Annotated in this window: 23 protein-coding genes; 12 read left to right on the top strand and 11 right to left on the bottom strand. The window is 43.2% G+C overall.

The window, feature by feature from the left end:
• The first annotated feature begins 163 nt into the window (after nt 1-163).
• Both AB6735_RS24110 and AB6735_RS24115 read left to right on the top strand, forming a co-directional pair.
• Complete coding sequence (locus tag AB6735_RS24110; RefSeq protein ID WP_370998693.1) at nt 164-1,303, top strand: cytochrome-c peroxidase; 1,140 nt, start codon at nt 164-166, stop codon at nt 1,301-1,303.
• A gap of 13 nt (nt 1,304-1,316) precedes the next feature.
• Nucleotides 1,317-1,808, top strand: coding sequence for a molybdopterin-dependent oxidoreductase (locus tag AB6735_RS24115; RefSeq protein WP_370998694.1), 492 nt, complete (start codon nt 1,317-1,319; stop codon nt 1,806-1,808).
• A 427-nt stretch (nt 1,809-2,235) separates the two neighbouring features.
• Here AB6735_RS24115 and AB6735_RS24120 read toward each other — a convergent pair whose 3' ends face one another.
• Nucleotides 2,236-2,883 carry an ankyrin repeat domain-containing protein gene (locus tag AB6735_RS24120; RefSeq protein ID WP_370998695.1) on the bottom strand — a complete coding sequence of 216 codons (648 nt, stop codon included), beginning with the start codon at nt 2,881-2,883 and terminating at the stop codon, nt 2,236-2,238.
• A gap of 349 nt (nt 2,884-3,232) precedes the next feature.
• Between AB6735_RS24120 and AB6735_RS24125 the strand changes: the two genes are divergently transcribed.
• The 3 genes from AB6735_RS24125 to AB6735_RS24135 all read left to right on the top strand — a co-directional run bounded on the left by AB6735_RS24125 (nt 3,233) and on the right by AB6735_RS24135 (nt 7,197).
• Complete coding sequence (locus tag AB6735_RS24125; RefSeq protein WP_370998715.1) at nt 3,233-5,788, top strand: DNA translocase FtsK 4TM domain-containing protein; 2,556 nt, start codon at nt 3,233-3,235, stop codon at nt 5,786-5,788.
• A 69-nt stretch (nt 5,789-5,857) separates the two neighbouring features.
• Nucleotides 5,858-6,535 (top strand): outer membrane lipoprotein carrier protein LolA, encoded by a 678-nt coding sequence (locus AB6735_RS24130; protein WP_370998696.1) that lies wholly within the window; start codon nt 5,858-5,860, stop codon nt 6,533-6,535.
• Between the two features lie 284 nt (nt 6,536-6,819).
• On the top strand, nt 6,820-7,197 hold the full coding sequence (locus AB6735_RS24135) for a hypothetical protein (RefSeq protein ID WP_370998697.1): 378 nt from the start codon (nt 6,820-6,822) through the stop codon (nt 7,195-7,197).
• Between the two features lie 83 nt (nt 7,198-7,280).
• On the opposite strand, the gene AB6735_RS24140 is transcribed toward AB6735_RS24135, so the two are convergent.
• The 4 genes from AB6735_RS24140 to AB6735_RS24155 form a co-directional block, all read right to left on the bottom strand.
• Nucleotides 7,281-7,532 carry a DUF1456 family protein gene (locus AB6735_RS24140; RefSeq protein ID WP_370998698.1) on the bottom strand — a complete coding sequence of 84 codons (252 nt, stop codon included), beginning with the start codon at nt 7,530-7,532 and terminating at the stop codon, nt 7,281-7,283.
• A 14-nt stretch (nt 7,533-7,546) separates the two neighbouring features.
• Nucleotides 7,547-8,848: a DEAD/DEAH box helicase gene (locus tag AB6735_RS24145; protein ID WP_370998699.1), complete on the bottom strand. Its 1,302-nt coding sequence runs from the start codon at nt 8,846-8,848 to the stop codon at nt 7,547-7,549.
• A gap of 232 nt (nt 8,849-9,080) precedes the next feature.
• A complete protein-coding gene (locus AB6735_RS24150) occupies nt 9,081-9,362 on the bottom strand; it encodes a hypothetical protein (RefSeq protein WP_370998700.1) in 282 nt (93 codons plus the stop codon).
• A 75-nt stretch (nt 9,363-9,437) separates the two neighbouring features.
• Nucleotides 9,438-10,115: a pseudouridine synthase gene (locus AB6735_RS24155; RefSeq protein WP_370998701.1), complete on the bottom strand. Its 678-nt coding sequence runs from the start codon at nt 10,113-10,115 to the stop codon at nt 9,438-9,440.
• Nucleotides 10,116-10,248: 133 nt separating this feature from the next.
• Between AB6735_RS24155 and AB6735_RS24160 the strand changes: the two genes are divergently transcribed.
• The gene (locus tag AB6735_RS24160; protein ID WP_370998702.1) at nt 10,249-11,394 is read left to right on the top strand and encodes an acyltransferase family protein; all 1,146 of its coding nucleotides are present in this window, start codon (nt 10,249-10,251) and stop codon (nt 11,392-11,394) included.
• A gap of 131 nt (nt 11,395-11,525) precedes the next feature.
• Here the strand turns inward: AB6735_RS24160 and rlmF are convergent, their stop codons facing one another.
• Nucleotides 11,526-12,491, bottom strand: coding sequence for a 23S rRNA (adenine(1618)-N(6))-methyltransferase RlmF (gene rlmF / locus AB6735_RS24165; RefSeq protein WP_370998703.1), 966 nt, complete (start codon nt 12,489-12,491; stop codon nt 11,526-11,528).
• A gap of 20 nt (nt 12,492-12,511) precedes the next feature.
• On the bottom strand, nt 12,512-12,982 hold the full coding sequence (locus AB6735_RS24170) for a hypothetical protein (protein WP_370998704.1): 471 nt from the start codon (nt 12,980-12,982) through the stop codon (nt 12,512-12,514).
• 340 nt (nt 12,983-13,322) lie between these two features.
• On the opposite strand from AB6735_RS24170, the gene AB6735_RS24175 reads away from it, so the two are divergent.
• The 3 genes from AB6735_RS24175 to AB6735_RS24185 all read left to right on the top strand — a co-directional run bounded on the left by AB6735_RS24175 (nt 13,323) and on the right by AB6735_RS24185 (nt 16,436).
• On the top strand, nt 13,323-13,715 hold the full coding sequence (locus AB6735_RS24175; RefSeq protein ID WP_370998705.1) for a hypothetical protein: 393 nt from the start codon (nt 13,323-13,325) through the stop codon (nt 13,713-13,715).
• 349 nt (nt 13,716-14,064) lie between these two features.
• Nucleotides 14,065-15,237, top strand: coding sequence for a DUF5009 domain-containing protein (locus tag AB6735_RS24180; RefSeq protein ID WP_370998706.1), 1,173 nt, complete (start codon nt 14,065-14,067; stop codon nt 15,235-15,237).
• Nucleotides 15,238-15,272: 35 nt separating this feature from the next.
• Entirely contained in the window at nt 15,273-16,436 is a 1,164-nt protein-coding gene (locus AB6735_RS24185) for a glycoside hydrolase family 18 protein (RefSeq protein ID WP_370998707.1), read from the top strand.
• Between the two features lie 178 nt (nt 16,437-16,614).
• Here the strand turns inward: AB6735_RS24185 and AB6735_RS24190 are convergent, their stop codons facing one another.
• The 3 genes from AB6735_RS24190 to AB6735_RS24200 are packed head-to-tail and all read right to left on the bottom strand — an operon-like array spanning nt 16,615 to nt 18,704.
• On the bottom strand, nt 16,615-17,367 hold the full coding sequence (locus tag AB6735_RS24190) for a ThuA domain-containing protein (RefSeq protein WP_370998708.1): 753 nt from the start codon (nt 17,365-17,367) through the stop codon (nt 16,615-16,617).
• A 20-nt stretch (nt 17,368-17,387) separates the two neighbouring features.
• Entirely contained in the window at nt 17,388-18,143 is a 756-nt protein-coding gene (locus tag AB6735_RS24195) for a ThuA domain-containing protein (RefSeq protein WP_370998709.1), read from the bottom strand.
• A gap of 18 nt (nt 18,144-18,161) precedes the next feature.
• A complete protein-coding gene (locus tag AB6735_RS24200; protein WP_370998710.1) occupies nt 18,162-18,704 on the bottom strand; it encodes a DUF4468 domain-containing protein in 543 nt (180 codons plus the stop codon).
• Nucleotides 18,705-18,878: 174 nt separating this feature from the next.
• Here AB6735_RS24200 and AB6735_RS24205 point away from each other — a divergent pair, with 174 nt between their 5' ends.
• The 3 genes from AB6735_RS24205 (at nt 18,879) to AB6735_RS24215 (ending at nt 24,243) form a co-directional block, all read left to right on the top strand.
• Nucleotides 18,879-19,649 carry a ThuA domain-containing protein gene (locus AB6735_RS24205; protein WP_370998711.1) on the top strand — a complete coding sequence of 257 codons (771 nt, stop codon included), beginning with the start codon at nt 18,879-18,881 and terminating at the stop codon, nt 19,647-19,649.
• A 316-nt stretch (nt 19,650-19,965) separates the two neighbouring features.
• Entirely contained in the window at nt 19,966-20,868 is a 903-nt protein-coding gene (locus AB6735_RS24210; protein ID WP_370998712.1) for a hypothetical protein, read from the top strand.
• A gap of 456 nt (nt 20,869-21,324) precedes the next feature.
• Nucleotides 21,325-24,243, top strand: a complete 2,919-nt coding sequence (locus AB6735_RS24215) for a triple tyrosine motif-containing protein (protein WP_370998713.1) — start codon at nt 21,325-21,327, stop codon at nt 24,241-24,243.
• A gap of 4 nt (nt 24,244-24,247) precedes the next feature.
• Here AB6735_RS24215 and AB6735_RS24220 read toward each other — a convergent pair whose 3' ends face one another.
• Nucleotides 24,248-24,550 carry a GIY-YIG nuclease family protein gene (locus tag AB6735_RS24220; RefSeq protein WP_370998714.1) on the bottom strand — a complete coding sequence of 101 codons (303 nt, stop codon included), beginning with the start codon at nt 24,548-24,550 and terminating at the stop codon, nt 24,248-24,250.
• Nucleotides 24,551-24,756: the final 206 nt, after the last annotated feature.

Below are 24,756 nucleotides of genomic sequence, written 5' to 3' on the forward strand. Positions count from 1 at the left end.
AACCTTGTAGGTTTCAACGCTGCCCATGAGCTATTTACTCTTGGGAAGGGGTGCGAAAGTATAGTGCGATAGCAAGAGCGTGTTATACCATTAGCAGATAACACACCCCTCCACCCCTCTCAGGAGGGGAACCGCGCAAGGCCATTATTTATTAAATTTGTATATGAACCATCACAAACATAACCCATTTTTAAATCGCCTTAGAAAAGGCCGGGTTATGTTTTTGCTGTTGATTTTCACGATCCTATCGGGCTGGTGTTACGTAGATGGCGATACCATTGAAACCGGCCCGTACAACCTGGTTTATCCGGCCAACTTTGGCAGTCGTATTAATATCCCGGCGGATAACCCTACCACCAAACAGGGTGTTTACCTGGGGCGGATGCTTTTTTATGAAATCAAGCTTTCCGGTAATAACACCATCTCCTGTGGCAGCTGCCATCAGCAGGATAAAGCATTTACGGATGGACGGGCGTTTAGTCCGGGAGTGGATGGTGTATTGACGCCGCGTAATTCTATGTCACTGGTCAACCTACTTTGGGGGCGTAAATTCTTTTGGGATGGCCGGGCCAATGGTTTGGAAGAACAGGCTGTTACTCCCCTTACCAGTCAGCATGAAATGGGTCAATCGTTAACTACATCAGCACAAAAACTCACGCAAACAACCAATTACCCCGCCCTTTTTAAACTGGTATATGGCGATGAGCGGATTACTGGCGACAGGATAATAAAAGCCATATCGCAATTTGAGCGTACACTGATATCAGCCAATTCGAGGTATGACCAGTACCTGCGGGGCGCTTATCAGCCTACACCAGATGAATTGGAAGGCATGGAGTTGTTTAATACAAGTCCACAGCCAGAAAAAGGTATCCGCGGGGCCAACTGCACTCATTGCCATGGCGGCACGAAAACTTATATGGAACTATTTCATAATAACGGACTGGACAGCCTGCCCAGAGACTCCGGAATGGAAAAACTGAGCGGTTTACCAGCCGATCGGGGCCGTTTTAAGGTGCCCACCCTGCGTAACATAGCCCTTACCGCCCCATATATGCACGACGGCCGCTTTAAAACATTGGAAGAGGTAGTTGATCATTACAGCGAACATCTCCAGCAGTCAGCCTCATTAAGTTCCTTTCTGCGGAGCGAATCCAACGAAGCCGGGGGTAAAAGCCTAAAGCTACTGCCGGTGGAGAAAAAACAGTTGATCGCCTTTCTGAACATGCTTACAGATTCAGCATTTATCACTAATCCCGCATTTTCTAATCCGCATTTAATCAGTACCAACAACAAAAAATAGTAAATTTATATACATGAAAAAACAACTCCTGATAGCCTGTATGGCCTTATTAAGCTTTACAAGCATCTGCTTTATATCGCAGGCGCAAACCATTAAAATAAGCGGCGAGGTAAGCACACCCTTAACTATTGATGCCGCTTATCTGCAAAAATTCACCCAAACCACCGTAACGCGTAAGGACAGGGATGGGAAAGATCATACTTACAGCGGGGTTATCCTGTCGGAGATATTGAAAGGTGCCGGCGTTACTCTCGGTCCGGAATTAAAAGGTGAAAATCTTACCAAATATGTGCTGGTAGAAGCCAGCGACGGTTACCAGGTGATCTTCGCCTTGGCAGAGCTGGATAAAAGTTTTACAGACAGAACCATTATCCTGGCAGATAAGGTGGACGGAGCCCCTCTTGCCACTGCCGATGGCCCCTACCGTATTATTGTACAGGACGAAAAGAAACCCGCCCGTTGTATTAAACAGGTAACCGCCATGCAGGTACATTTTGTGAAATAAAGGATTGTCATTCTGAGCGGAGCGAAGAATCTATTCGTGAACTTAGCAATCAATTAACAGATTCTTCGCTCCGCTCAGAATGACAGACTTTTTTGTATTTATAATCTTTCTTTTCCCCGTCAGCAGAACAACTTCGGGCGAAATCAGGCAGAATATGTTGGCATTGTGCTACCGGAGGGGCATTAGCAAACCTTGCCGAAGTCTGGGATAAAGCGAACGAAGTGGAGGTAAGGTTTAGCAGCCCGTGGTTCTGCCCGGTTTGCAGAGCAAAGGCCTGGTGCGGCAAAGAAGCATTTCTGCTGACTTGATCTTTGGTTACTTTGTATCAAGACAAAGTAACAGCCTTAGCGGCAATTGAGCGCTCTACGATATGCCTGTTTACGAATAGATCCTTCGCTTTGCTCAGGATGACAAAACAGAAATATTATCACCCCAATATCTCCGCAATTTCATCAAAACCCTTTTCACGTGCCAAATCGGCGGGAAGCTTGCCGCCTTCCATGCGCACATTAGTAAGGGCGCCATGTTCCAGCAGTAATACCAATAAATCGATATTACCATTTTGAGCAGCAGTATGCAGCGGCGTGGCACCGGCCTGTTGTTTTACATTTACCCCGGCACCGTTTTCGACCAGCAAGCGGGCAATAGCAGTGTAATTTCCGGCACAGGCCGAGTGTATGGGATAAACCTGGAAACCATTGTTTGACGGCTGGTTTACATCAGCGCCATTGCTTACCAGGTAACGGGCAACTGCTTCGTGACCAAAATAACAGGCCAAACCCAGCGGTGTAAAACCATCGCTGGCATGATCGTTAATAGTATCGGGAGCAATTTCCACAAAATGACTTACTACTTCCAACTTCCCAGCGGCCGCAGCTTCAAACAGCGTGATCTGGTTAACATATTTTAACAATACGTCGGTAACTTCCGGCTTTTTATAATAACACGATAACATTAGGGGCGAAACCTGGTGACTGGTTATGGTGGTAGCAAGCGCGGGGCTTTGCATCAGTAAAGCTTCCAGCTTACCCAGATCGGCGGTAGTGATGTATTGTTCCAGCTTTTCTATACTCATAGGTTACAAGGCGCAAGCCGCAATTACGCAGGCTATGCTTTTAATAAGGTTCTTTTACGAGGATGGTACCAGATGGTTTTCAATAATACTAAAAAATAAAAATACGATTAAATAATTGTTTAATCTGCTAACTTTATGAGAAAGGATTTCGGATATCGGATGTTCGATTTCGGATTTACTTTGATTTGGGACGTCGGATGTTCGATTTCGGATTTATCAGGTTTGAAGATGTTGAGCACCCTTTTTACATTCACTTAAATCCCGAATCGAACATCCGACATCCGAAATTCCAAGTCCAAATCCCGTGAAATTTTATGTAAGTTTGCACTTAAAGGATGTTACATCAGCGATGCCGGTAAAAGGAAATCAATTTAAATCAAATAGTTTTAAGGACGATAATCAGCCCCGCCAAACGGGAAAAGCTGAAAAGGAACGTGTGACGAAGCGCAGGATGCCCAGCATGCCGCGATTGGATATGGAAAATGGCAAGGCAGTTAAGATAGCAGGTTTGCTGTCGCTTTTAATGTCTATCTTTTTCCTGATAGCCTTCACTTCTTACCTGTTCACCTGGCAGGAAGACCAGAGTTATATATCAACCACCAACGGCGGCTGGCATAACCTGGCCACCGGCAAAACCGTACAGGAAATTGCCGATACCGGCAACCCGCAAATAGCGCAGAACTGGCTGGGTAAATTTGGCGCGCTGCTCAGCAACCAATTTATTTATGAATGGTTTGGTGTGGCCTCGTTCCTGTTTGTGTTCATATTTTTTGTGATCGGTTACCGCCTGCTGTTCAAGGTAAGGTTGTTCTCCATGATCAAAACATTAGGCTATACCTTGTTTGGTATTGTGTTTATATCAACCACCATAGCCTATTTTCACGCTTTTATTATCGATTATCCGCATTACCTGGAAGGTGGCTTTGGTTACTGGACCAATCGTTTGCTGGATGCACAGATCGGTCCGGCTGGTACAGGTGGCTTCCTGGTATTTGCCGCGCTTACCGTACTGGTAATTGCCTATAATATTGATTTTAAACTGCCGCAGCGCAAAAACAGACCGGCAGCACAAATAGCCGTTGACGAGGTATCGCCCGAGCCGGTTGAAATGACAGAGGAAGAACCATCCATTCCACTCGAATGGCCACGGGGCAATAACCGTATCAAGGAAACGCATGTGAACGCCATTATGCCAGAGCCCAGACAGCAGCAACAGCCTTTGGAACAAACGCCCATTTATCATGAACCTGTGGTGCTTAAGCCATCACATGAGCCAGAAGAGGAAACAGAGATTCCACTCACCATCGATACCAATCGCCCGATGCCTGAGTTAAATGTGGAAAAGACCGACGACGACAAGGCTAAGGACCTGGTAAGCCAGTTTGGCATTTACGACCATAAGCTCGACCTGGCAACCTATAAAATGCCTCACCTGGAACTTTTGGAGAATCATGGATCGAACAAGATATCGGTTAACGCCGAAGAACTGGAAGCTAACAAGAACAAAATTGTTGAAACGCTGAACCATTACAATATCGAGATCGATAAGATCAAGGCTACCATCGGACCAACGGTTACTTTATACGAGATCATCCCGGCGCCAGGTGTACGTATCTCCAAGATCAAGAACCTGGAGGATGACATCGCCCTGAGTTTGGCCGCATTGGGTATCCGTATCATTGCACCGATGCCGGGCAAGGGAACTATCGGTATCGAGGTACCCAACCAAAACCCCGAAATGGTATCGATGCGCTCTATACTATCGACCGAGAAATTCCAGAATACTACAATGGACCTACCCATCGCCCTGGGTAAAACCATCTCCAACGAGGTATTCATTGCCGATCTGGCCAAGATGCCTCACTTACTGGTAGCTGGTGCTACTGGTCAGGGTAAATCAGTTGGTATCAACGCCATATTGGTTTCGCTGCTGTACAAAAAACACCCGTCCGAATTAAAGTTTGTACTGGTAGACCCTAAAAAGGTGGAGCTAACGCTTTTCCGCAAAATTGAAAGGCATTTCCTGGCTAAACTGCCCGATGAAGGTGATGCTATTATTACCGATACCAAAAAGGTGGTAAATACGCTCAATTCGCTTTGTATCGAGATGGATCAGCGTTATGACCTGCTGAAAGACGCGCAGGTACGTAACCTGAAAGAGTACAATGCCAAATTTGTAAATCGTAAGATCAGCGATCCTGAAAAACACCGTTACCTGCCATTCATCGTACTGGTAATTGACGAGTTTGCCGATTTGATGATGACCGCCGGTAAAGAGGTAGAAATGCCGATTGCCCGTATCGCTCAGCTGGCCCGTGCGGTGGGTATACACCTGGTTATCGCCACGCAGAGGCCATCGGTTAATATCATTACGGGTACCATCAAAGCCAACTTCCCATCAAGACTGGCATTCAGGGTATTGTCCAAGATCGATTCACGAACCATCCTGGATGCAGGTGGCGCTGATCAATTAATCGGTCGCGGGGATATGTTGTTCTCAACCGGTAGCGACCTGATCCGCCTGCAGTGTGCCTTTGTGGATACACCGGAAGTTGAAGCTATCTCTGACTTTATAGGCAACCAAAAAGGTTATCCAACCGCCATGTTCTTACCCGAATATGTTGGCGAAGGCGAAACCAGCAGCGCTAAAGAATATGACCCGGATGATCGCGACCCGATGTTTGAAGAGGCTGCCCGTCTAATCGTAATGCACCAGCAGGGCTCAACTTCGCTCATTCAGCGTAAAATGAAACTGGGCTATAACCGTGCCGGCAGGATCATTGATCAACTGGAGGCCGCAGGCATTGTTGGCGCCTTTGAAGGCAGCAAAGCCCGTGATGTACTTTACCCTGATGAGTACAGCCTGGAACGCTACCTGGAAACCCTTCAAAAACCAAAAGATTAAACCTATTCAAATTTATTTGCTCTAAACCAGTAACTATTCCCCCTGATAGTTGTTGACGTAAAAAACACAATGAAGAAATTATTTTTATATTCCATTTTAGCAATAAGCACCTGCAGCACCGCTTTCGCCCAAAAAGATACGCAAGCTAAAGCGATATTAAACCAGGTAAGTCAGAAGTACAAATCGTACGATGTGATCAAAACCGATTTTAGTTTCACTTTGGATAATCCACAGGCCGGTGTCAAAGAAACCCAGAGCGGTACTTTAATTTCAAGGGCCAAATCAGGCAAATACCGGGTAACGCTTTACACTTCTGCCGCTGGTAAAGATGTAGACAAAGAGATCATTAACGATGGCAAAACCCAGTGGACCTACCTCAAAAAAGATAAAGAAGTACAGGTAGGCGACGCGCCTAAAGGTGCCGATGGTATCAACAACCCATCGCAAATTTTTACCATTTATGAGCATGGCTACAAATACCTGTACACCGGCGAACAAAAAATAGCCGGCAAAGTATACCAGGCCATCGATCTAACCCCCGAGAACGAAAAACAAAATATTTTCAAAGTGCGCCTGCTGATAGATAAAGTAAAGAAACAGATTTACAGCGCGCAGTTGTTCGATAAGAACGGCAATAAGTACACCTACACCGTACGCAGCTTTACACCTAATGCTCCGGTTGCCGATGCCACATTTGCATGGGACGTAAAAGGCCATCCTGGTGTGGAACTGGTTGACCTGCGATAAGATTAGGTTGGACGTTTTGATATAAAACAAGAAGAGGCTGTCTCATAAGTAAAATGGAGGCTCTGAGAATCGTCTATATGAAAACGTTCTCCACCACCTACCCGAATAAATTAAAGAAAAAGAGGCTGTTCTCATACTTATGAGACAGCCTCTTTTTCTTTTATAGTTTCTCCTATCGCCTGTGTCCTCACAGGCGATTTGCATTGATGCAGGTAGTTGTCTGTGAGGACACAGCCAACGGGAGGGAGCTCTTTACATTCAATACTTTTATCTTATTTTTAATTATGCCGGAAGATCAAAACAATATAAAAAAATCATTTAACGAAGATTTTTGCACTCAATTGGAATATCACTTGTCAAGAGCATTTACAAACTCATTAAACAAAGAGTTCAAATGGCTTTGGTGTGATGGGATTAAGGTTCCTTTTATGGAAGATCAGCTCCTAAAACAACATATAATTGAAAAACAAAAACTTGTAACAGAAGCCTGGATAGGCACCAGTGGACAGGACATATATACAATGACTATTAAATTCGGCCAATGCTCAACAGAGAAATGCCGTCAAGGACTAAGTCTAAATGATTGCCTGCCAGATGATCGATCATTAAATTGGGTTAAGCTTGACTTAGACAAGAAAGAAATTGAATTACAATTAGATTAAAGAAAACTCAATGCAGTCGCTTGGCTCCAGTCGAGTGACGGCGGAATCGTATTATAAAAAACGTATCACGTAAAATGTAAAACCTATTTCCCTTCTACCTTTGGTGCTCTTTTATCGGGCATGGGACCTCGTTGATGAATGATTAGCCCATTCAAAAAATTGCGCAGGATCTGGTCTCCGCAGGGCTTAAAATTAGGATGGTCATCTGCGCGGAAAATGGCGCCCAGTTCCGTTTTGGTGATACGGAAGTTAACCAGTTCCAAAACTTTTATAATATCATCATCGGTAAATTTCATCGCTACGCGTAGCTTTTTCATGATATCATTATTGCTCATGCTCTTCTCTTTTATTATCTTGAAATATCTATTTTAACTTTTTTGTTTTTGATCTTCTCGCCCTTTACAGCTTGTACCGCACGCTCAATGCGATTGCGTTTTACCGCCGCGTATGATGCGTAATCATGTACTTCAATCAGGCCTACATCCTCTTTATCCAATCCACCTTTTTTGAGCAGCAAGCCTACGATATCAATCTTGTTTACCTTATCTTTTTTACCCGCGGCTATATAGAGCGTGGCCCATGGCGATAGTGGCGGTATCATCGGATTTTCAGGCAATTCTTCTATTTCGGGCATTTCCTTTAAATACAACGGTCTTTCATCTGGCGCCAGGATCAGGTATGATGTTCCTTTGGCATGCATACGTGCGGTACGACCATTACGATGGGTATAAGCCTCTTCGTTATGCGGTAGTTGATAATGGATCACATGGTCAATCTCGGGGATATCCAGCCCACGGGATGCCAGGTCGGTAGTGATCAGCAAGCGGTGACTGCCATTTCTGAACTTTAACAGCGCCCGTTCACGGTCTTCCTGTTCCATACCGCCATGGAATATATCATGCGGCAGACCACGGTCAAACAGCAGATCGCTGATGCGTTCAACGGCATCACGATGATTGCAGAAAACCAGCGTGGCATTATCGCCTATTTTGCAAATAAGGGCAAACAAGGCATCCAGCTTATCAGCAGCTTCGGCTATAACGGCTTTTTGCTTGATATCAGGCACAGAGGCAGCGTTAGTGAGATAATCCAATGTCGTAGGCCTTATCATTCCTGTAAAAGCCGGGATCTCGTCCATTTTGGTGGCTGATGTCAGGATGCGTTTTTTAATGGCCGGCATCTGTTTAATGATGTAGGTCATATCCTCCTGGAAACCAAATTCCAGGGCTTTATCAAATTCGTCCAGTATCAGGGTATGAATGGTATCTGTACTAAAGCTTTCCCGGCGCAGGTGATGCGCGATACGGCCAGGCGTACCGATTAATACCGCTGGTGGCTGTGACAGGTTGTTTCGCTCAATTTTTACGGCGTGACCTCCATAGCAACAGTTTACTTTAAAACCGCTGCCTATAGCCTTAAAAACCTGCTCTATCTGCAAAGCCAGCTCACGCGATGGCACCATAATAAGCGCTTGCACTGTTGGGATCTTAGCATCCAGCAAACTCAACAATGGCAACAAAAAACCCAGCGTTTTGCCCGAGCCCGTAGGCGACAATAATATCACATCGCTTTTTTTGGAGGCGCTGATGGCGGCCTCCTGCATGGGGTTTAACGCGTTTATCTTAAGATTCAGAAGGGCTTGCTTGATCATTATTGGTGCTGGAGTATGCGCAAAGATAAGCTAAATAAGCCGGGCTTTAAATTTTGTCATGCTGAACGGAGTGAAGTACTTATTTACAGATAATAAAAAAAAGCACGTCATTGCGAGGAGGAACGACGTGGCAATCCCCTACTCACAGAGACGCTCTGCATATCGGGGATTGCCACACTGCGCTCGCAATGACGCTTGAGGTAAAGGATTCAAACGTCCAGCGGGGTGAGTTCTACCCCATCTTCTCTTCTTCCAGTTCCTGTCGGGTTTTGTCTTGAATATATTCGGCTATTTCCGCCGCTTGTTCATGGGTTAGGTCGCCAAAGCCGGTGTATTCCCATTCACGCAGATCATCGTCAAAAACAATGTCGCCCAAGCCTACTTCACCCTCACTCAGTTTAAATACACCTGTTATGTATAATGTCCCGCCCGGTATTGTTTGATTTACAGGTTTTATGGTGATGACGCGTTCGCCATCCGCGGTGTATAACTTATATTCTGCCGGTTTGATCATCTCTTTATGTATTTACGTACAAGAAGACAATCGTAATACGATTTTGTTTATTTTATCAACCTAAAAATGAAGCTTTTACCAGCCCATAATTTGCATTACCCGGTTAAATTCGGGCTGCAGGCCTGCATCAATTTGTATGGTTTCGCCGGTAACCGGGTGGGTAAATTCCAGGTGCCGGGCATGCAGCAGCATGGTTTCCATATCCCAGGTTTCTTTAAACAGCTTGTTCTGCTTATTGCAGCCATGGGTACGATCGCCTATAATGGGATGAAAAATATGACTAAAATGCTTGCGTAACTGGTGCATGCGGCCGGTAGTCGGTACCGCCTCTACCAGCGAATAACGCGACGTAGGATGCTTACCTAATGGTATATCCAACTCAGCACGTTTCAAAGTAGCATATTGGGTAAAAGCATCCTGCAAGGTGCCATTCTCTTTACGTAACGGATAATCAATATCTTCTTGATCAGGTGTATGGCCGCGAACAATGGCCAGGTATTTTTTGTGCACCCGGTTTTCCATAAATTGTTGCTGCATGGTTATTTCAGCTGGTTTGTTTAGTGCAAACAACAGTATTCCCCCTGTTTTACGGTCGATGCGGTGAGCCGGATTTACCTTCTGGCCTATTTGGTCGCGCAGTAATTGCAGGGCAAATTCCGATGCATCGGCAGCTATGGGCGACCGGTGTACCAACAATCCGTGTGGTTTATTAATGGCGATAAGATGTTCATCGCGGTATATGATCTCTAACATGCAGCACTTATTCAAAACGCGAAGGTACAACCCTATGTAACAATTTCATTTTATAAAGTATGGTTAACTAAAAAAATATTTTAAATAGTGTGCTTTTTATATCTTTAGTACCAAACTAAAATCTTTTTGCAATATGGCCACTACCGCAACCGCAGAGGGTGCTCCTGCTGATGATATCAATAAAGCATCAACCCGCCTATTTTCATTAGATGCCCTGCGCGGGTTTGATATGTTTTGGATAATGGGCGGCGAAGAGATTTTCCATACGCTGGCCAAAAGCACCAAATCGCCATTTTGGGAGGCCATAGCCTTACAATTTACCCACCCCGATTGGAACGGCTTTCACCTGTACGACCTGATATTTCCGTTGTTCCTGTTCATGGCCGGTGTATCCACCCCGTTTTCGGTAGGCCGCGAACTGGAAAAAGGAAAAAGTCGTGGCCAATTAACTTGGCGTGTTATCAAAAGAGCGGCTATACTGGTATTGCTGGGCCTGGTGGTTAACAACGGATTGAATATTATGCCCATATCGCAAATTCGCTTTGCCAGCGTGCTTGGCCGTATTGGTATCGCTTATATGTTTGCCAACATCATTTATCTGTACAGCAGAGAGCGCATGCAAATGGTATGGTTCTGGGTATTTATAATCGGCTATTGGCTGCTGCTCAAATTTACCGCGGCACCAGGTTTTCCACATGGCGATTTGACCATGCAAGGCAATTTTGCATCCTATATGGACCGTTTAATATTACCAGGCAGGTTGTATTTGGGCATCCATGACCCCGAAGGTTTATTCTCCACCATACCGGCCATCAGCACCGGCTTGCTGGGTATATTAACCGGTCAGCTTCTGAAAAAAACGGGTATTGCCCAAACCCGAAAAGTAGTTATTATGGCGGTTACCGGGGTCATATTCCTGATCATAGCCCAGATCTGGAACCTTGATTTCCCGATCAATAAAAACTTGTGGACAAGCTCATTTGTGATGCATGTAGGTGGCATCAGTTTATTATTGATGGCCCTGTTTTATTATATTATTGATGTGCTGGGCTATAAAAAATGGGCCTTCTTTTTTAAGGTCATCGGCATGAACTCCATCCTGATCTATATCTCCGGAAAATTCATTAAATGGCAATATACCACCAACGGCTTTTTTGGCTGGGTCGGTCAGCTGGTTGGCGACCCGTATAATATTGTGGTGATGGCTGTTTGTTTTGTTCTGGTGAAATGGATCTTCCTTTACTATCTGTATCAGAAAAAGACATTCTTGCGGGTGTGACCGTTGATTATTTTTTGATGACGTTGATTTCGTTGATTGTCTGAAACCCGATTTATAGGATTATACCTGATCAGGAATTTAAGCTCGGTTGAAGCAAAGATATCAGCGAAATCAACGTTATCAAAAAATAATCAACGGTTAAGCCACTGCTGCTGCTCTTCGGGGGTAAAAAATGTCCAGGCCATGATTCGGCTAACTTTTTGGCCCTGCGACATGTTGATGGTTTGCACTTCTTTTGCTCCGGCCTTTTGCAGGGCGTTGTATAAAACACGCAAATTTTCTTTTTTTGATACCAGTGAGGTGAACCATAAACATTGTTTGGCAAAGCGGGTACTTTGCGTGGCCATCACTTTTAAAAATGAGGCCTCGCCACCAGGGTACCACAGTTCGGTATTCTGGCCGCCAAAATTTAATAAAGGCTCTTCTTTACCTTTGGCTTTCTGTAAGCCCAGGTTATTCCATTTACGGCGCGATCCTTCGGCGGCCTCTTTGATAGAGGCATGAAATGGTGGATTGCAAATGGTCAAATCAAAAACCTCACCCGGCTTTATGGCAAATGTAAAAATATCGGCACGATGCTTTTGCAGGCGCAATTCAACGGCATTCTTTAACTGATCATTATTATCAATGATCTTTTGTGCCGATTCAATAGCGGCTTCATCGATATCTACCCCAACAAAACTCCAGCCATATTCCTGCACGCCAATAATAGGATAAACACAATTAGCGCCCACACCAATATCCAGCACCCGCACTTTTTTACCTTTTCGAATAACGCCTCCGTTTGAAGTAGCCAGCAGATCGGCCACATAATGGATATAATCGGCCCGACCGGGTATAGGTGGGCACAAATAGCCCTCAGGAATATCCCAACTAACAACTTGGTAGTGATGCTTTAACAATGCCTTATTAAGCATTTTTACCGCATCTGGATTAGCAAAATTGATAGTTTGGTTATCGTATTTGTTTACCGTAACAAAAGGCCGTAAAGCTGGCGTAACCCTCATCAGCGCCTTAAAATCGTATCCCAGGCGATGCTGATTACGCGGATGCATGGTTTCTTTCGCTTCGGGTTGGTTTGGGGCTGATTCTGGCAAGTTTCTTATTTTATTAATGATTATCCTACAATGCTGCCCAAATCGGCAGGTGAATAGTTTATTGATTTCAGGGTTTTATTATCCGTGGTGCGGTAAACTAAAAATAATCCGTCGATCTCTTTATAGTGCGATTCGGTACCAGCTGTATTGCGGTAATGCTCAATGGTTTGGTTAGCTTCCTCAATAGTTTTACAGGCCTTGCTCATGTTGGAGCGGTGTACCTCATCAAACAACTCTTTAAATTTTTCGCCCAGTCCAAATTCCAGTACCGCGCCAGATAGTACATATTGCAGATCGCAAAGCGCATCGGCTATCTCAACCAGGTTGTTATCATCAACAGCCTGTTGAAGCTCTTTCAGCTCTTCGGCCAGCAGTTCAATACGCAACTGGCTGCGTTCTTTTGACGGGATAGCCGGTTGGGCAACTATAGGGTGTTTAAAGGTGGTATGAAATTCGGCTACCTGGTTTAACGAATTTAAATCTTTGATCATGATAGTAAAGCAATATAAGCGCTGCTAAGTTATCAATTAACCCAAAAGCTTTCAAAAAATGATTGTGTTTAAAACGTAGATGGTTATTGCATTTTTAAAAACACGGCCATACATATTCACCCATTTAATCGGCACCAGACCTAAATAAGCATGTTGATAATATACAATTAATATTAAAAATTAATATTAGAGCCCTAAGAATGAACGGAATAGTTCAATTATTTTGTTAATGTTTAGTTAACATTGGTTATCTTTATTAACATAAACATAATATTAAAATCACTGTTTATTAACTTAGCTTTGTGCCGAAAAATAATTCAGAATTCCCTTGTCCAATAATATGAAAAACGATAAAAATAAAACCGCCGCTAAGGAAGCCCGTAAGGCTCTTAAAAAACAATTGAACGATAAACTGTTTGCCCAGATCAAAGCTGTGGTAGCCGAATTTGAATCCGATCAGAAAAAAGTGAACAAGGCCATTGAAAAAGCGGCTAAAAACCTGGCCAAAACATTAGCCGCAAAAATAGGTGCAGAGAGCCCGACTCCTACTGTTAAAGCCGTGAAAGCAAAAAATACAACTGCACCTGCTGTTAAAGAAGCACCTGCCGCAGCAGCGGCTAAAGCAGCCGCACCGAAAGTTGCCGCAGCTACAAAGCCAGCAGTAACACCAGCTCCTGCAAAGTCAGCTCCTGCCAAACCAGCAGTTAAAAAGGTAACAACACCTAAGGCATAAGTTATATATATAGCATAATTAGGCAAAAAACAAGCAAGACTCCAAAGTGTCTTGCTTGTTTTTTTTTGCATAATTTCTATCTTAAGTCATCATCAGACTATTTATTTCCGGATACCAACGGCTAAACCTGTTTATTTCTCGCATTCCGCTTGTTTTTATCTATCGTAGTGGTAAAGTAGTGCCTCATTAATATAATCCGGCCGGTTTCCCTTTTAGTTTTGCTTACAGGCAATAAAACAAATTTGCTTAACTTAAACTCGTGTATTTATCTGCCGAAAGCAAGCCTGCATTGCTGGAAATTCAGAGAGGTACCATACCTTATTCATATTTCACAGTTAAACCCTTTTAAATGCAACAGCTGCCCAAGCGCCTTTTATCCATCGATGTGCTGCGAGCCATCACCATGCTATTGATGATATTTGTTAATGACGCCAGTGGTGTAAAAAATATCCCCGAATGGATAGATCATGCACCTGGTAAGGCTGATGCCATGGGCTTTGCTGATACCATATTCCCGGCGTTCCTGTTCATTGTAGGCTTGTCGTTACCTTTTGCTATCAAAAACAGGCTCAATAAAGGTGATTCTTTTACCTCTATTTTAGTTTATATACTTACCCGGAGCGCGGCGCTTTTGATCATGGGTTTTTATCATGTGAACCTGGAAAGTTACAGCAATACTTCGCTGTTACCTAAAGCTTTATGGGCTATACTCATCACCCTGGCTTTTTTCCTGATATGGCTGGATTATCCGGAAACCGCGACCAAAGCTAAAAGATACACTTTACAGGGTTTGGGCATAGCTATACTAATTGCCATGGCTATTGTATATAAAGGGAACGATGATGGCGAAATTACAGGTATGCGCCCCGAGTGGTGGGGAATATTGGGCATCATTGGCTGGGCCTACCTCATATGCGCTATTGTTTACCTGCTGGCCAAAGGAAAATTGAATATCCTTTTTCTGGTGTTGCTATTATTTGTAGCCATCAATATAGCCCGACATACCGGCATCATTCACAAAAGACTATTCCTCATCGGCGATGCTTCATCCTTGTGTTTAACTATGGGGGGCATAGTGATATCAGAGTTATACGCACGCCTGGTTTCGTTGGGCAAAACGCAGCGTATGTGGCTCATCTTTGGGCTTACCGGTGTATTGTTGATTATATTAGGGCTGGCAATACGTCCTTACACACAAGGCATCTCCAAGATCCGCTCTACACCTGCATGGATATTTATTTGCAGTGGTATCACCATCCTGGTATTTGAGCTGATGATATACCTGGTTGATGTAAAAGGCAAGAAAGACTGGTTTAAATGGATCTGGCCGGCAGGCACCAGCACGCTTACCTGTTACCTGATGCCTTATTTCCAGGTTTTCCTGCTGATGCTTTTCCATATTAATTATCCGGATGTTTTTAACTCAGGCATTATTGGTCTGGCCCGTTCTATGGCTACCGCGTTTATATTGATCGCACTGGTTGGACTCATGGAAAAAAAGCGGATCAGGCTTAAAATTTAATACCTAATTATACCATACTTAAACCTTATTATAAAATGATCAACCTAAAACTTCATAAACAAGCAGCGGCCAAAGCCATGCTTTGTTTATTACCCTTTTTATCATCAGCGGTTACACTCCAGGCACAAAAAGCAGCTAAAAAACCCAAATATGTAATTATTGGATATGTAGGCGGTTACAAGGGTGTAGCCAATATGGAAATGGTAAACCCAGAAAAGCTTACCCACATTAACTATGCTTTTGTAAACGTAAAAAACAACCGGGCCTTTTTAAGTCACGAAAGAACGGATACTATCAATTTCAGGAACCTTGTACAGCTTAAAAAGCGTAATCCGGCCCTTAAGGTACTTATATCCATAGGTGGGTGGACCTGGAGCGGCAACTTTTCTGACGCTGTTTTAACCGATACCGCCCGCGAAGCTTTTTCGGCAAGCGCTGTAGCCATCATTAAAAAATTTGATCTTGACGGTATTGATATCGACTGGGAGTACCCCGGTATGGCGGGCAACACTGGCAACATTTATCGCCCTGAAGATAAAGTAAATTATACCCTGATGTTTAAAACCCTGCGACATCACCTGGATATATTGGAAAAACAGGCCGGCAAAAAGTTGCTGCTTACTACGGCTGTTGGAGGTTTTAAGCGTTTTTTAGATCATACCGAAATGGACAAGGCGCAGCAATATCTGGACTATATTAACCTCATGACGTATGATTATTTCCAGGATGGATCAGGTATTGCAGTTCATCATACCAACCTGTATGCCTCCAAACAATACCAAACAGAAAATTATGCCGATAAGGCCGTATCCGATTTTATGGCTGCCGGTGTGCCTGCCAGCAAGCTGGTATTAGGCGTGGCTTTCTATGGCCGCTCATCAAAAGTGCTGGATATTGCCCAAAACGGACTGGGGATGAAACGTGGCGAGTACGTACACGTGGGTGGTTACACGCTGATCAAAGACAGCCTGCTGAACCGCAACGGTTTTAAATATTACCGCGACCGCAACGCCGAGGCTCCTTACCTGTTTAATGCAGCTACCAAGCAATTTATATCATACGATGACGAATGGTCGATAAAAGCCAAATGTCATTATCTCATCAAACATAAAATGGCCGGGGTGATGTTTTGGGAGTATGCTGACGACAAAAAGGAATACCTGCTAAATGAGATTGATGCAAGATTGATAACGAGGTAGATTAATCTCAAGTTCAGCCCCCCAACCGCGTCGAGCGCAGCGTGGCAATCCCCGATAAGCAGACTCGCTCTGCATAGTTGGGGATTGCCACGTCGTTCCTCGCAATGACGTTTTTTTTCAAACCCATCAGTCATTGATCCTGCTTATCTGCACATCTGAAATCCGCACATCTGCACATCTATTCTCTCCCCAACCACAGCACTGCGTTCTCAAACAGTTTGTTTTGGGTATCGGAGGTAAATATCTGATCGCCGTGGCCCATGTTAATGTACAGCATTTTGTATTTGGTATTTGTCCACACTACGGGGATGTCACTTTCGCGGATGATATCCTTTTTGCCCAGAGGGTAATTTCCCGGGTCAAGCGTTACCAAAACTTTAATATCCTTATTTAACCGCGGACTTGGTTTCCATCCATACCACTCATTAATAGGCGATACAAAATGAGCCGGGATACCCTTAGTCACCGCATGTTTACTATCATCAACCACCAACTTTGCGGGTAGTGGCGGCCAGCTGTTATTATAAAAAACTGCGCTGCCCAAAAAACTCACAAACCAGGGCCATTTAGTATACTTATCATTATACCCTGCCACGTGAAAACCGATCCAGGCGCCGCCATTATCCATATATTTTACAAAAGCGGCACGCTGTTCTTCATTCTGCGGAAAATCATTCAGCCAGATGATAAGCTGGTAGTTTTTTAAGTTATCATCATTTAGATCTTTCCAATTGATGGTAGCCTCAAAAGCAAAACCATCTTTAGCTGCCAGATCGGTAAAGTATTTAATGGCATCATTAGCAAAGTCAACATGGTCTGATTCAACCGTGGTAGTATAAAGCGCCAGCATTTTAAATTTAGAGCTCTGGGCAAACACCGAGGTACAGAAAACAATGGCTATCAGTAGACAAAACAGTTTTTTAAACATCATATGGTTATTTAATATCGATATTATTTACCTGCAGCCCATAAAATGGCGTTAGTTACCAGTTTTACCCAGGCCGGGTTATCCAGCAGATTTGGGGAATGGCCCATGAAAATATAAACGTTACGGGCTTTTTTATGCTCGTTTGTCCAAACTACCGGGTGATCACCCATTTTGATATCGCCTTGCGGATCGTAGGTTGATTCGTCAACACTGGCCAATACATGCACATTAGGGCGCGGGCTTTTATCATAGGTATACCACTCCTCTTGTTGTATCAGGAATGATGCCGGAACCCCTTTCATTACCGGGTGTTTTTTATCTTCTACGTTCACCTTGCCCTTAGCGAAGGTGGCAATGTAGTTTTTGTAGGTGATGCCTCCCATAAAGTTCGAGAACCATTGCCACTCATGATAGCCGTCAAATTCGCCTAAAAGTGTAGCATGATGAAAACCTACCCAGCCACCCTTACCCTCATCAATATATTTTTGAAAAGCAATCATAGCCTTATCTGTCCAGGCATAAGGAACGTAATCCAGCTGCAAAAACAATTGGTACCGGCTTAAAAAGGCATCGTCAATTTTATCGGTGTTTTGTATATAATCGATAGTAAACCCTTTTTCCGCGGCCAGCTTATCCAGCCATACTTTGGCGCGTTTGGAAAACTCAATGTGGTGCCCCCCATTCTCATACAGGGCCAGTACTTTAAAATGTTTGGTTTGCGCGTTGAGGTTAAAGCAGATAAATAGGCCAAGGCAAATGAACAGCAGTATTTTTTTCATATGTTTTTGAGTAAGATCTTATTTGTCCATGATGGTTTTAAACGAGGTTAGCAGCGTGCGTGAGTTGTTATTTAAGCCGGTAAACAATCGCTTATCCTCTGCCGACCATGGGTGGCCCTGACGATAATCCCACCAGCGATATTCAATTTTGGAGTATTCATTGGTGATGCCTTTCTCAATCGGTTTTTCATAGTAATTATAGGTATGGTAGGTATACCCGGTGTCGGTCACCGTAATGCTTACATTGAATTTTAACCAGTAGTAGTTGCCTGAATCGCTGGTGACCACTTTAAACAGTCCAAAACCGTTGATGGTTCCGGCCTGCTGATCAACAACCGCTTTGCCTTCCGACTGATCCGGAAACACCGTGCTGAACCACTTATTTGCCCGCTTAAACAGTTCGGCTTTGCCTGCTATATTTTTTGAGATGTTTTCATAATTTACTTTCCCTTTTTTCATGGGGATAGCAATTTTAGCAGTATCTGTTTGCGCAAATGCAACGGCGGGCAGCACTAAGCAGCATACCATAAAGCACAGGATCACAAGAGGGTTTCTTTTCATGTAAGCGGTAAATAGAGTGCTGTACGTCAGCAGCACTACAACAACCAAATATCTTAATTTGAACCTATATAAAGCCCTTATGACTGCCCTACTTTACCACTACGATGAGCCGATTGCCATTTCTGAACAAAAAGTTTCCCCTATAATTGCCCGACCTATACCGAAGGTCGTGCTATGAAAACATTTAAAATTATTTCTACTATTATGTTGATCATGGTCGGCAACACCATGATCAGTCTTGCACAAAACAAACACCCGCGTTTCAAAGCTATTGCCATTGCCGAAGTTGATGGTGGGCATGCCCTGTTTGATGCCGCGGCCAAAATATGGCTGGATAAACTGGCCATCGATAGCAATTTCACGATTGACTATATTACCGATACCCAACCCATAACTAAAGACTTTCTGAAACAATACCAATTGTTTATCCAACTGGATTACCCGCCCTATCCCTGGGGACCAGAAGCACAGGCAGCTTTTACCGAATACCTGGAACAAGGCAAAGGTGGCTGGATAGGTTTTCACCATCCTACCCTACTTGGTGTGTTTGATGGCTACCCCATGTGGCAATGGTACTGCCAGTTTATGGGCGGCATTGAATTTAAGGATACCATACACGGTGGCACAACTGCACTGCTTACCGTTGAGGATAAAAACCATCCTATTATGGCTGGCTTACCGGCATCATTCACTACCAAAGACGAATGGTATACTTACAATAAAAGTCCGCGCCCCAATGTGCACGTGTTGGCCAGCATTGACGAAAGTACCTACGTCCCCGATAAGCCCATTAAAATGGGCGATCACCCCGTGATATGGACCAACGAGCACATCAAAGCCAAAAATATATACATAGCCATGGGGCACTTTCCCGAGCTTTTCCAGGACAGCAATTTTACTACATTAGTGAGGAATACGATATTTTGGGCGGCGAAACTTAATTAGTGAATTATTGATTTAGTGAATTAGTGATTGGGAACAATTTTTTTGTCAACAGATAAGCTTTGGGTATAACCTGAACAGAACTGCTTGATAGGTTACAAAAGTGGTTTACATGGTTTACACTTTTTATGGTTAACACTGGTTTAATAAATTGAAAATTAATTAAATAAATTTCATACCAAATTCATGTTAACCGACCTTATAGAAATTGCCATATACTTAGCTTAAAAAGTATTGCGGACGTTTTGGGCATGGATGTGAAAGATTTTTTGTGATAATACTTATAATGTGTAGGTTTATAAAGACCTAATCATACATAATGGCACAACCAAGCCGACGCAATCAAAGATATTATCCAAGTAGTCAATCTAATAATTTTTATAGGCGATCCGCGCATGCGAATAATCTTCCAAGAGCTGAAGCCGAACAAACACCACAAACAGAAAGTCCCACCTCTCAAAATATAAGGTACAAGAATTGGAATGTAGCAGATAGAATAGCACTTTGGGGATTGCTTATAAATTTCACGCTTGCTTTTGTAACCTATTTGCTTTACCATCTTTCGGTTAAAGGAGTGGAAGCAGCAGACCTGTCCGCTAAAGTAGCCGAAAAGGCTCTTGTCTTTCAAAGACAAACCCAGAAAACAGCAGATAGTAACCAAAAAATATCGACTGCTATCCAAAAAATAAAAGACGACGCAACGTTTAAACTTCAAGAGAGCGCTCTTAATGCTCAAATAAATGCTATTAAAGAAACTCAAAATGAGTTTGAGATTGAAAATAAGCCGTTTCTTCAGATCACCCGGATAAGCGTTGATTCTCCTAAAATCGGGCAAGAGCTGCATGCAAAATTTATATTTTACAATGCGGGCAAGCAGCCCCTACAAATAATTAGCGGTAGATTGGACGTTGGATATGCTACAGGCCCTATGGATAAAGATTTCAGATTTAATCGGCCCGACACGATAAACAGACATGGTTATATAACAAGTGCATCTTATCAAGAAATGGTAATAAATAGCCAAGTTTTGCTTTCCAAGCAAAGTTTCGAGTTGGCAAATAACGGTTATTTTAAAACATTCCTTCGTGGTATTTATGTATATAGAAGCACATTTAGCAACAAAAAATATAAGTACACTTTTGATTACAAAATATTGAAAGATACATTTACTAACGGTGTTGCAACAATAGCTATAATTGACACCACTGAAAATATCAAATAAATTAATTGGTGTAAGATCGTACGTCATTAACCAAAAAGAATTAGGTTTATTCCTCATGGTCTAACAGGTATATAATCTCCTATCAAGACAAAGTAACAGCCTTAGCGGCAATTGAGCGCTCTACGATAGGCATCTTCGCTCTGTATAACATGTGATTGCTTCGTTCCTCGCAACGACGTATGGATACTGTTAAACCTATTTAGACCCAGCCCACAAAATAGCATCCCTTACCAATACCAATACCAATATGTGCTACCTCTACATTAACACTACAGAAACCTTCAAACAACTTAAATACCACTGATAATCAATTTATATCTCCCACTACAAACAAAACATTTACCCTTTATATTAAAATGTTTTTTAAATTACCTTTTTAATCCAATTACCGTGCCCGCCTGATACTGCCGGTTTTATAAAACATTTTAAAAATACCCTGCGGGGAAAGCTTTGTTGATGAAGAAAATCATTCTATTGATTATTATTTGCCATGCCTTGGTTTTTATGGCCACAGCACAAACCACCATTGGCATACCCGCCATCAAAAACTACACGCATACGGATTACAATGCCAGTACGGAGGTATGGGATGTAAAGCAGGATCGTAACGGCATACTTTATTTTGCCAATAACGACGGACTTTTAACTTTTGACGGCAGTTATTGGAAAATATACCCTCTACCCAACAAGGGTACCATCAAGGCTTTGGCTATTGATCCAGAGGGAAAGATATTTGTTGGCGGGCAGGACGAAATAGGCTACTTTTTCCCGGATGCGAACGGCATCTTGAAATATCATTCTATCAAACACCTCATGCCACAGAAGGCCAGGCAGTTTGCCGATATATGGAGCATTGTACTGTTCAAAAACGAGGTGTTCTTTCGTACCATTGAATGTGTTTTTGAATATAATAACAACGAGATCAAAACATTTGACGCGCCAGGTGGTTGGCGACTGTTATCAAAAGCGGGATCACAATTGTTTGCCGAGGATAAGGACGAGGGGCTCGTGTTTTTTAAGGATCATCAATGGCAGCTTTGCCATGCTCAGTTGCCAACAGCCAGTTTGCACATTACCGGGGTGATGGATTACAATCGCGATACGGTGCTGTTGACTACCCTGAAACAAGGTTTGTTTTTATTCACCGGATCAACCCTGATCAAAAAACCTACCGCCATTGACCCTATTTTACAGAACGACCTGGTAAACTGCGCCAAAAAAATAGGCGACGACCGTTATGCTATCGGCACAAAAGCCCGCGGCCTGATCATTATTGATGGCAAAGGCAACGTGGTAGAACGATTCTCCAACAACGAGGGCCTGCAAAATAACAACGTGCTCGGGCTCTTGCTGGATCGTGATAAGAACCTATGGCTCGGGCTGGAAAGTGGCATTGATTTCATTAATTATAACACTTCGGTTAAGCGTATTTATGCTAACAAAGATAATCAGCTAAAAAGCAATGCGGTAAGCGTGTTTAACAACAAGCTGTTCATTGGTACTTCCAACGGGCTATACAGCGTTCCGCTTGATGCCCGGCAAACGGATATCAGCAATACTAAAGGGGTATTTACCGAGGTAGAAAATACCAAGGGCCAGGTATGGAGCCTGCGCGAAATAAATCATAACTTGTTAGTTGGGCATGAGGACGGCGCTTTAGTAGTTGATAACAACCGTGTAAAACAGATCACCAACCGTGAAGGTGCCTGGAGGTTTGTACCTATACCATCCTCGCCAGATATTATAGCCGGCACTTATACAGGTTTACAACTGATCAAAAATAATGGTAATGATTTTAAGGCAGATGTTAAGATGGACGCCCTGTACGAGTCGTTACCCACGTTGGCGAAAGACAATGATGATCATGTAATATGGGCTTCACACTCCTATCGGGGTGTTTATAAGATCCAGCTATCCGCCGACAGGAGAAAGATCATCCGTTATACACAGTATACCGATCGTAACGGACTACCTTCGGTATTGAATAACCATGTCTACTTTATCAGGGGTAAAATCCTGGCAGCTACCGAAAAAGGTGTTTATGAATATAATGTCCATCAAAACAGATTTGAGCCATCACCGTTTTATAAACCTGTTTTTGATAATAGCTATGTAGAGTATTTGACCGCCGATTCCACGGGCAATATCTGGTTCATCAGTGATCAGCGGGTTGGGGTCGTAGATTTTAGCAAACCATCGGGAGGTAAACCTTATACTGTGATCTATTTCCCGGAGCTTGCCGGGCAAACCGTAAAGGGCGCCGGTTACATTTATCCCTATAATAAGGAAAACATCTTCATAGGCTCCAACAATGGTGTGTTTCATTTAAATTACAGGCAATACGTACAATCGGAAACTAAACTGAACGTACTCCTGACTACGGTAAAAGCTATTGCCGAAAAGGACAGCCTGATTTTTGGCGGTTATTTTATGAAGGATAATGATGTGGCCGGTGTTCAGGGTAAAAAGCAGATTGTTACCTTATCCAACCATTGGAACTCTTTTCATTTTGAATACTCTTCAACCCTGTTTGCGCAAAAAAGTAACGAAGAGTTTTCCTACAAGCTGGAAGGCTTTGATAATGAATGGTCGAAATGGTCCGTAAAGACAGAAAAGGATTATACTAATTTACCTTATGGGCGATACACTTTTTCGGTAAGGGTACGCAATAACCTGGGGAATGCTTCAGCACCCGTGAGTTATACCTTTGTGGTAGATCCCGCCTGGTATCAAACTATATGGGCTTACCTTTTCTATCTTTTGCTGGTGATTTGCGCCATTTACTTAGCGATGAAAGAACAGCAAAAACGCTTTGATCTGCACCAGCAGAAACATGAGGAAGAACAGCGCCGCCTGAGTTATCTGCACAGCCTGGAGCTTGACCGGAACGAAAAAGAGATCATGGCCCTGAAAAACAACAACCTGGAATCGGAACTGAACTATAAGAACAAGGAACTTGCTACCATCACCATGCACCTGGTGGAGCGCGGCCGGATCCTCCTCAACATCCGCGAGGAGTTGGTAGCAGCCATCAAAAAAGTGAACATGCCCGATCTGACCCATGAATTCCGGAATGTATTTAAACTGGTAACCGATACCGAAAAAAAGGACGACGACTGGAACCATTTCGCCATTTACTTTGACCAGGTGCACAACAATTTCCTTTCTATCATGAAAACCCGTTTCCCGGGCCTCAGTCCTACCGATCTGAAATTGTGCGCTTATCTGCGGCTTAACCTTACTTCTAAAGAAATAGCGCAGCTCATGAATATCTCACTCAAAGGCGTTGAGATCAGCCGGTACCGGGTACGCAAAAAACTGGGTTTAGCCACGGAGGTTAATTTGTATGCTTTTTTGATCGATATAACGAAGTAGAAATTTAGTCTATTAAAGAATCGTACAAATCCGCCCACGGTTTATTAATGCTCTCAATTAAAGCAATTTTGCTTTTACGGCTACTCCCTTTGATTACTTTTTCTGCTGCAATAGCCTCTTCTATATGATGATAGAAAAAGTAATAAACCAATTTTTCACAGTTGTATTTAGCAGTGAAACTTTCTGGGTACACTTTATTTTTATGCTCCCAAATCCGACTTACCAAATCCGAAGTAACGCCTGTGTATAAAACCGAATTGATCTTATTGGTCATAATGTAAACACATCCACCTCTTTGTGCTACCATAATAATGCAAAATAAGAAAATAATCTTTAGAGATTTTTTTCATTAACCTTAATAAAAAAATGCGTCATTGCGAGGCACGAAGCAATCTCCTCATGCAAATCACACTTGTATGGTGGAGAACTTACTTAAAGAGTTAGTATGTTTGAAAAACAAGCTTCGGATAGAAGTTTCACAGTAACTTAAAGTTAACAAAAGTGAAAACTAAA

The sequence above is a fragment of the Mucilaginibacter sp. RCC_168 genome, assembly GCF_041355315.1.
In the GTDB taxonomy this organism is placed as follows: Bacteria; Bacteroidota; Bacteroidia; order Sphingobacteriales; family Sphingobacteriaceae; genus Mucilaginibacter.

Excerpts from the sequence above, each read along its gene's own strand:
- AB6735_RS24120 (WP_370998695.1), bottom strand. The coding sequence starts at position 2,883 with ATGAGTATAGAAAAGCTGGAACAATACATCACTACCGCCGATCTGGGT.
- AB6735_RS24220 (WP_370998714.1), bottom strand. The coding sequence starts at position 24,550 with ATGGTAGCACAAAGAGGTGGATGTGTTTACATTATGACCAATAAGATC.
- AB6735_RS24140 (WP_370998698.1), bottom strand. The coding sequence starts at position 7,532 with ATGAGCAATAATGATATCATGAAAAAGCTACGCGTAGCGATGAAATTT.
- AB6735_RS24190 (WP_370998708.1), bottom strand. The coding sequence starts at position 17,367 with ATGATGTTTAAAAAACTGTTTTGTCTACTGATAGCCATTGTTTTCTGT.
- AB6735_RS24135 (WP_370998697.1), top strand. The coding sequence starts at position 6,820 with ATGCCGGAAGATCAAAACAATATAAAAAAATCATTTAACGAAGATTTT.
- AB6735_RS24215 (WP_370998713.1), top strand. The coding sequence starts at position 21,325 with ATGAAGAAAATCATTCTATTGATTATTATTTGCCATGCCTTGGTTTTT.
- AB6735_RS24130 (WP_370998696.1), top strand. The coding sequence starts at position 5,858 with ATGAAGAAATTATTTTTATATTCCATTTTAGCAATAAGCACCTGCAGC.
- AB6735_RS24205 (WP_370998711.1), top strand. The coding sequence starts at position 18,879 with ATGAAAACATTTAAAATTATTTCTACTATTATGTTGATCATGGTCGGC.
- AB6735_RS24115 (WP_370998694.1), top strand. The coding sequence starts at position 1,317 with ATGAAAAAACAACTCCTGATAGCCTGTATGGCCTTATTAAGCTTTACA.
- AB6735_RS24160 (WP_370998702.1), top strand. The coding sequence starts at position 10,249 with ATGGCCACTACCGCAACCGCAGAGGGTGCTCCTGCTGATGATATCAAT.
- AB6735_RS24125 (WP_370998715.1), top strand. The coding sequence starts at position 3,233 with ATGCCGGTAAAAGGAAATCAATTTAAATCAAATAGTTTTAAGGACGAT.
- AB6735_RS24195 (WP_370998709.1), bottom strand. The coding sequence starts at position 18,143 with ATGAAAAAAATACTGCTGTTCATTTGCCTTGGCCTATTTATCTGCTTT.
- AB6735_RS24180 (WP_370998706.1), top strand. The coding sequence starts at position 14,065 with ATGCAACAGCTGCCCAAGCGCCTTTTATCCATCGATGTGCTGCGAGCC.
- AB6735_RS24170 (WP_370998704.1), bottom strand. The coding sequence starts at position 12,982 with ATGATCAAAGATTTAAATTCGTTAAACCAGGTAGCCGAATTTCATACC.
- AB6735_RS24150 (WP_370998700.1), bottom strand. The coding sequence starts at position 9,362 with ATGATCAAACCGGCAGAATATAAGTTATACACCGCGGATGGCGAACGC.
- AB6735_RS24185 (WP_370998707.1), top strand. The coding sequence starts at position 15,273 with ATGATCAACCTAAAACTTCATAAACAAGCAGCGGCCAAAGCCATGCTT.
- AB6735_RS24145 (WP_370998699.1), bottom strand. The coding sequence starts at position 8,848 with ATGATCAAGCAAGCCCTTCTGAATCTTAAGATAAACGCGTTAAACCCC.
- AB6735_RS24155 (WP_370998701.1), bottom strand. The coding sequence starts at position 10,115 with ATGTTAGAGATCATATACCGCGATGAACATCTTATCGCCATTAATAAA.
- AB6735_RS24210 (WP_370998712.1), top strand. The coding sequence starts at position 19,966 with ATGGCACAACCAAGCCGACGCAATCAAAGATATTATCCAAGTAGTCAA.
- AB6735_RS24110 (WP_370998693.1), top strand. The coding sequence starts at position 164 with ATGAACCATCACAAACATAACCCATTTTTAAATCGCCTTAGAAAAGGC.
- AB6735_RS24200 (WP_370998710.1), bottom strand. The coding sequence starts at position 18,704 with ATGAAAAGAAACCCTCTTGTGATCCTGTGCTTTATGGTATGCTGCTTA.
- AB6735_RS24175 (WP_370998705.1), top strand. The coding sequence starts at position 13,323 with ATGAAAAACGATAAAAATAAAACCGCCGCTAAGGAAGCCCGTAAGGCT.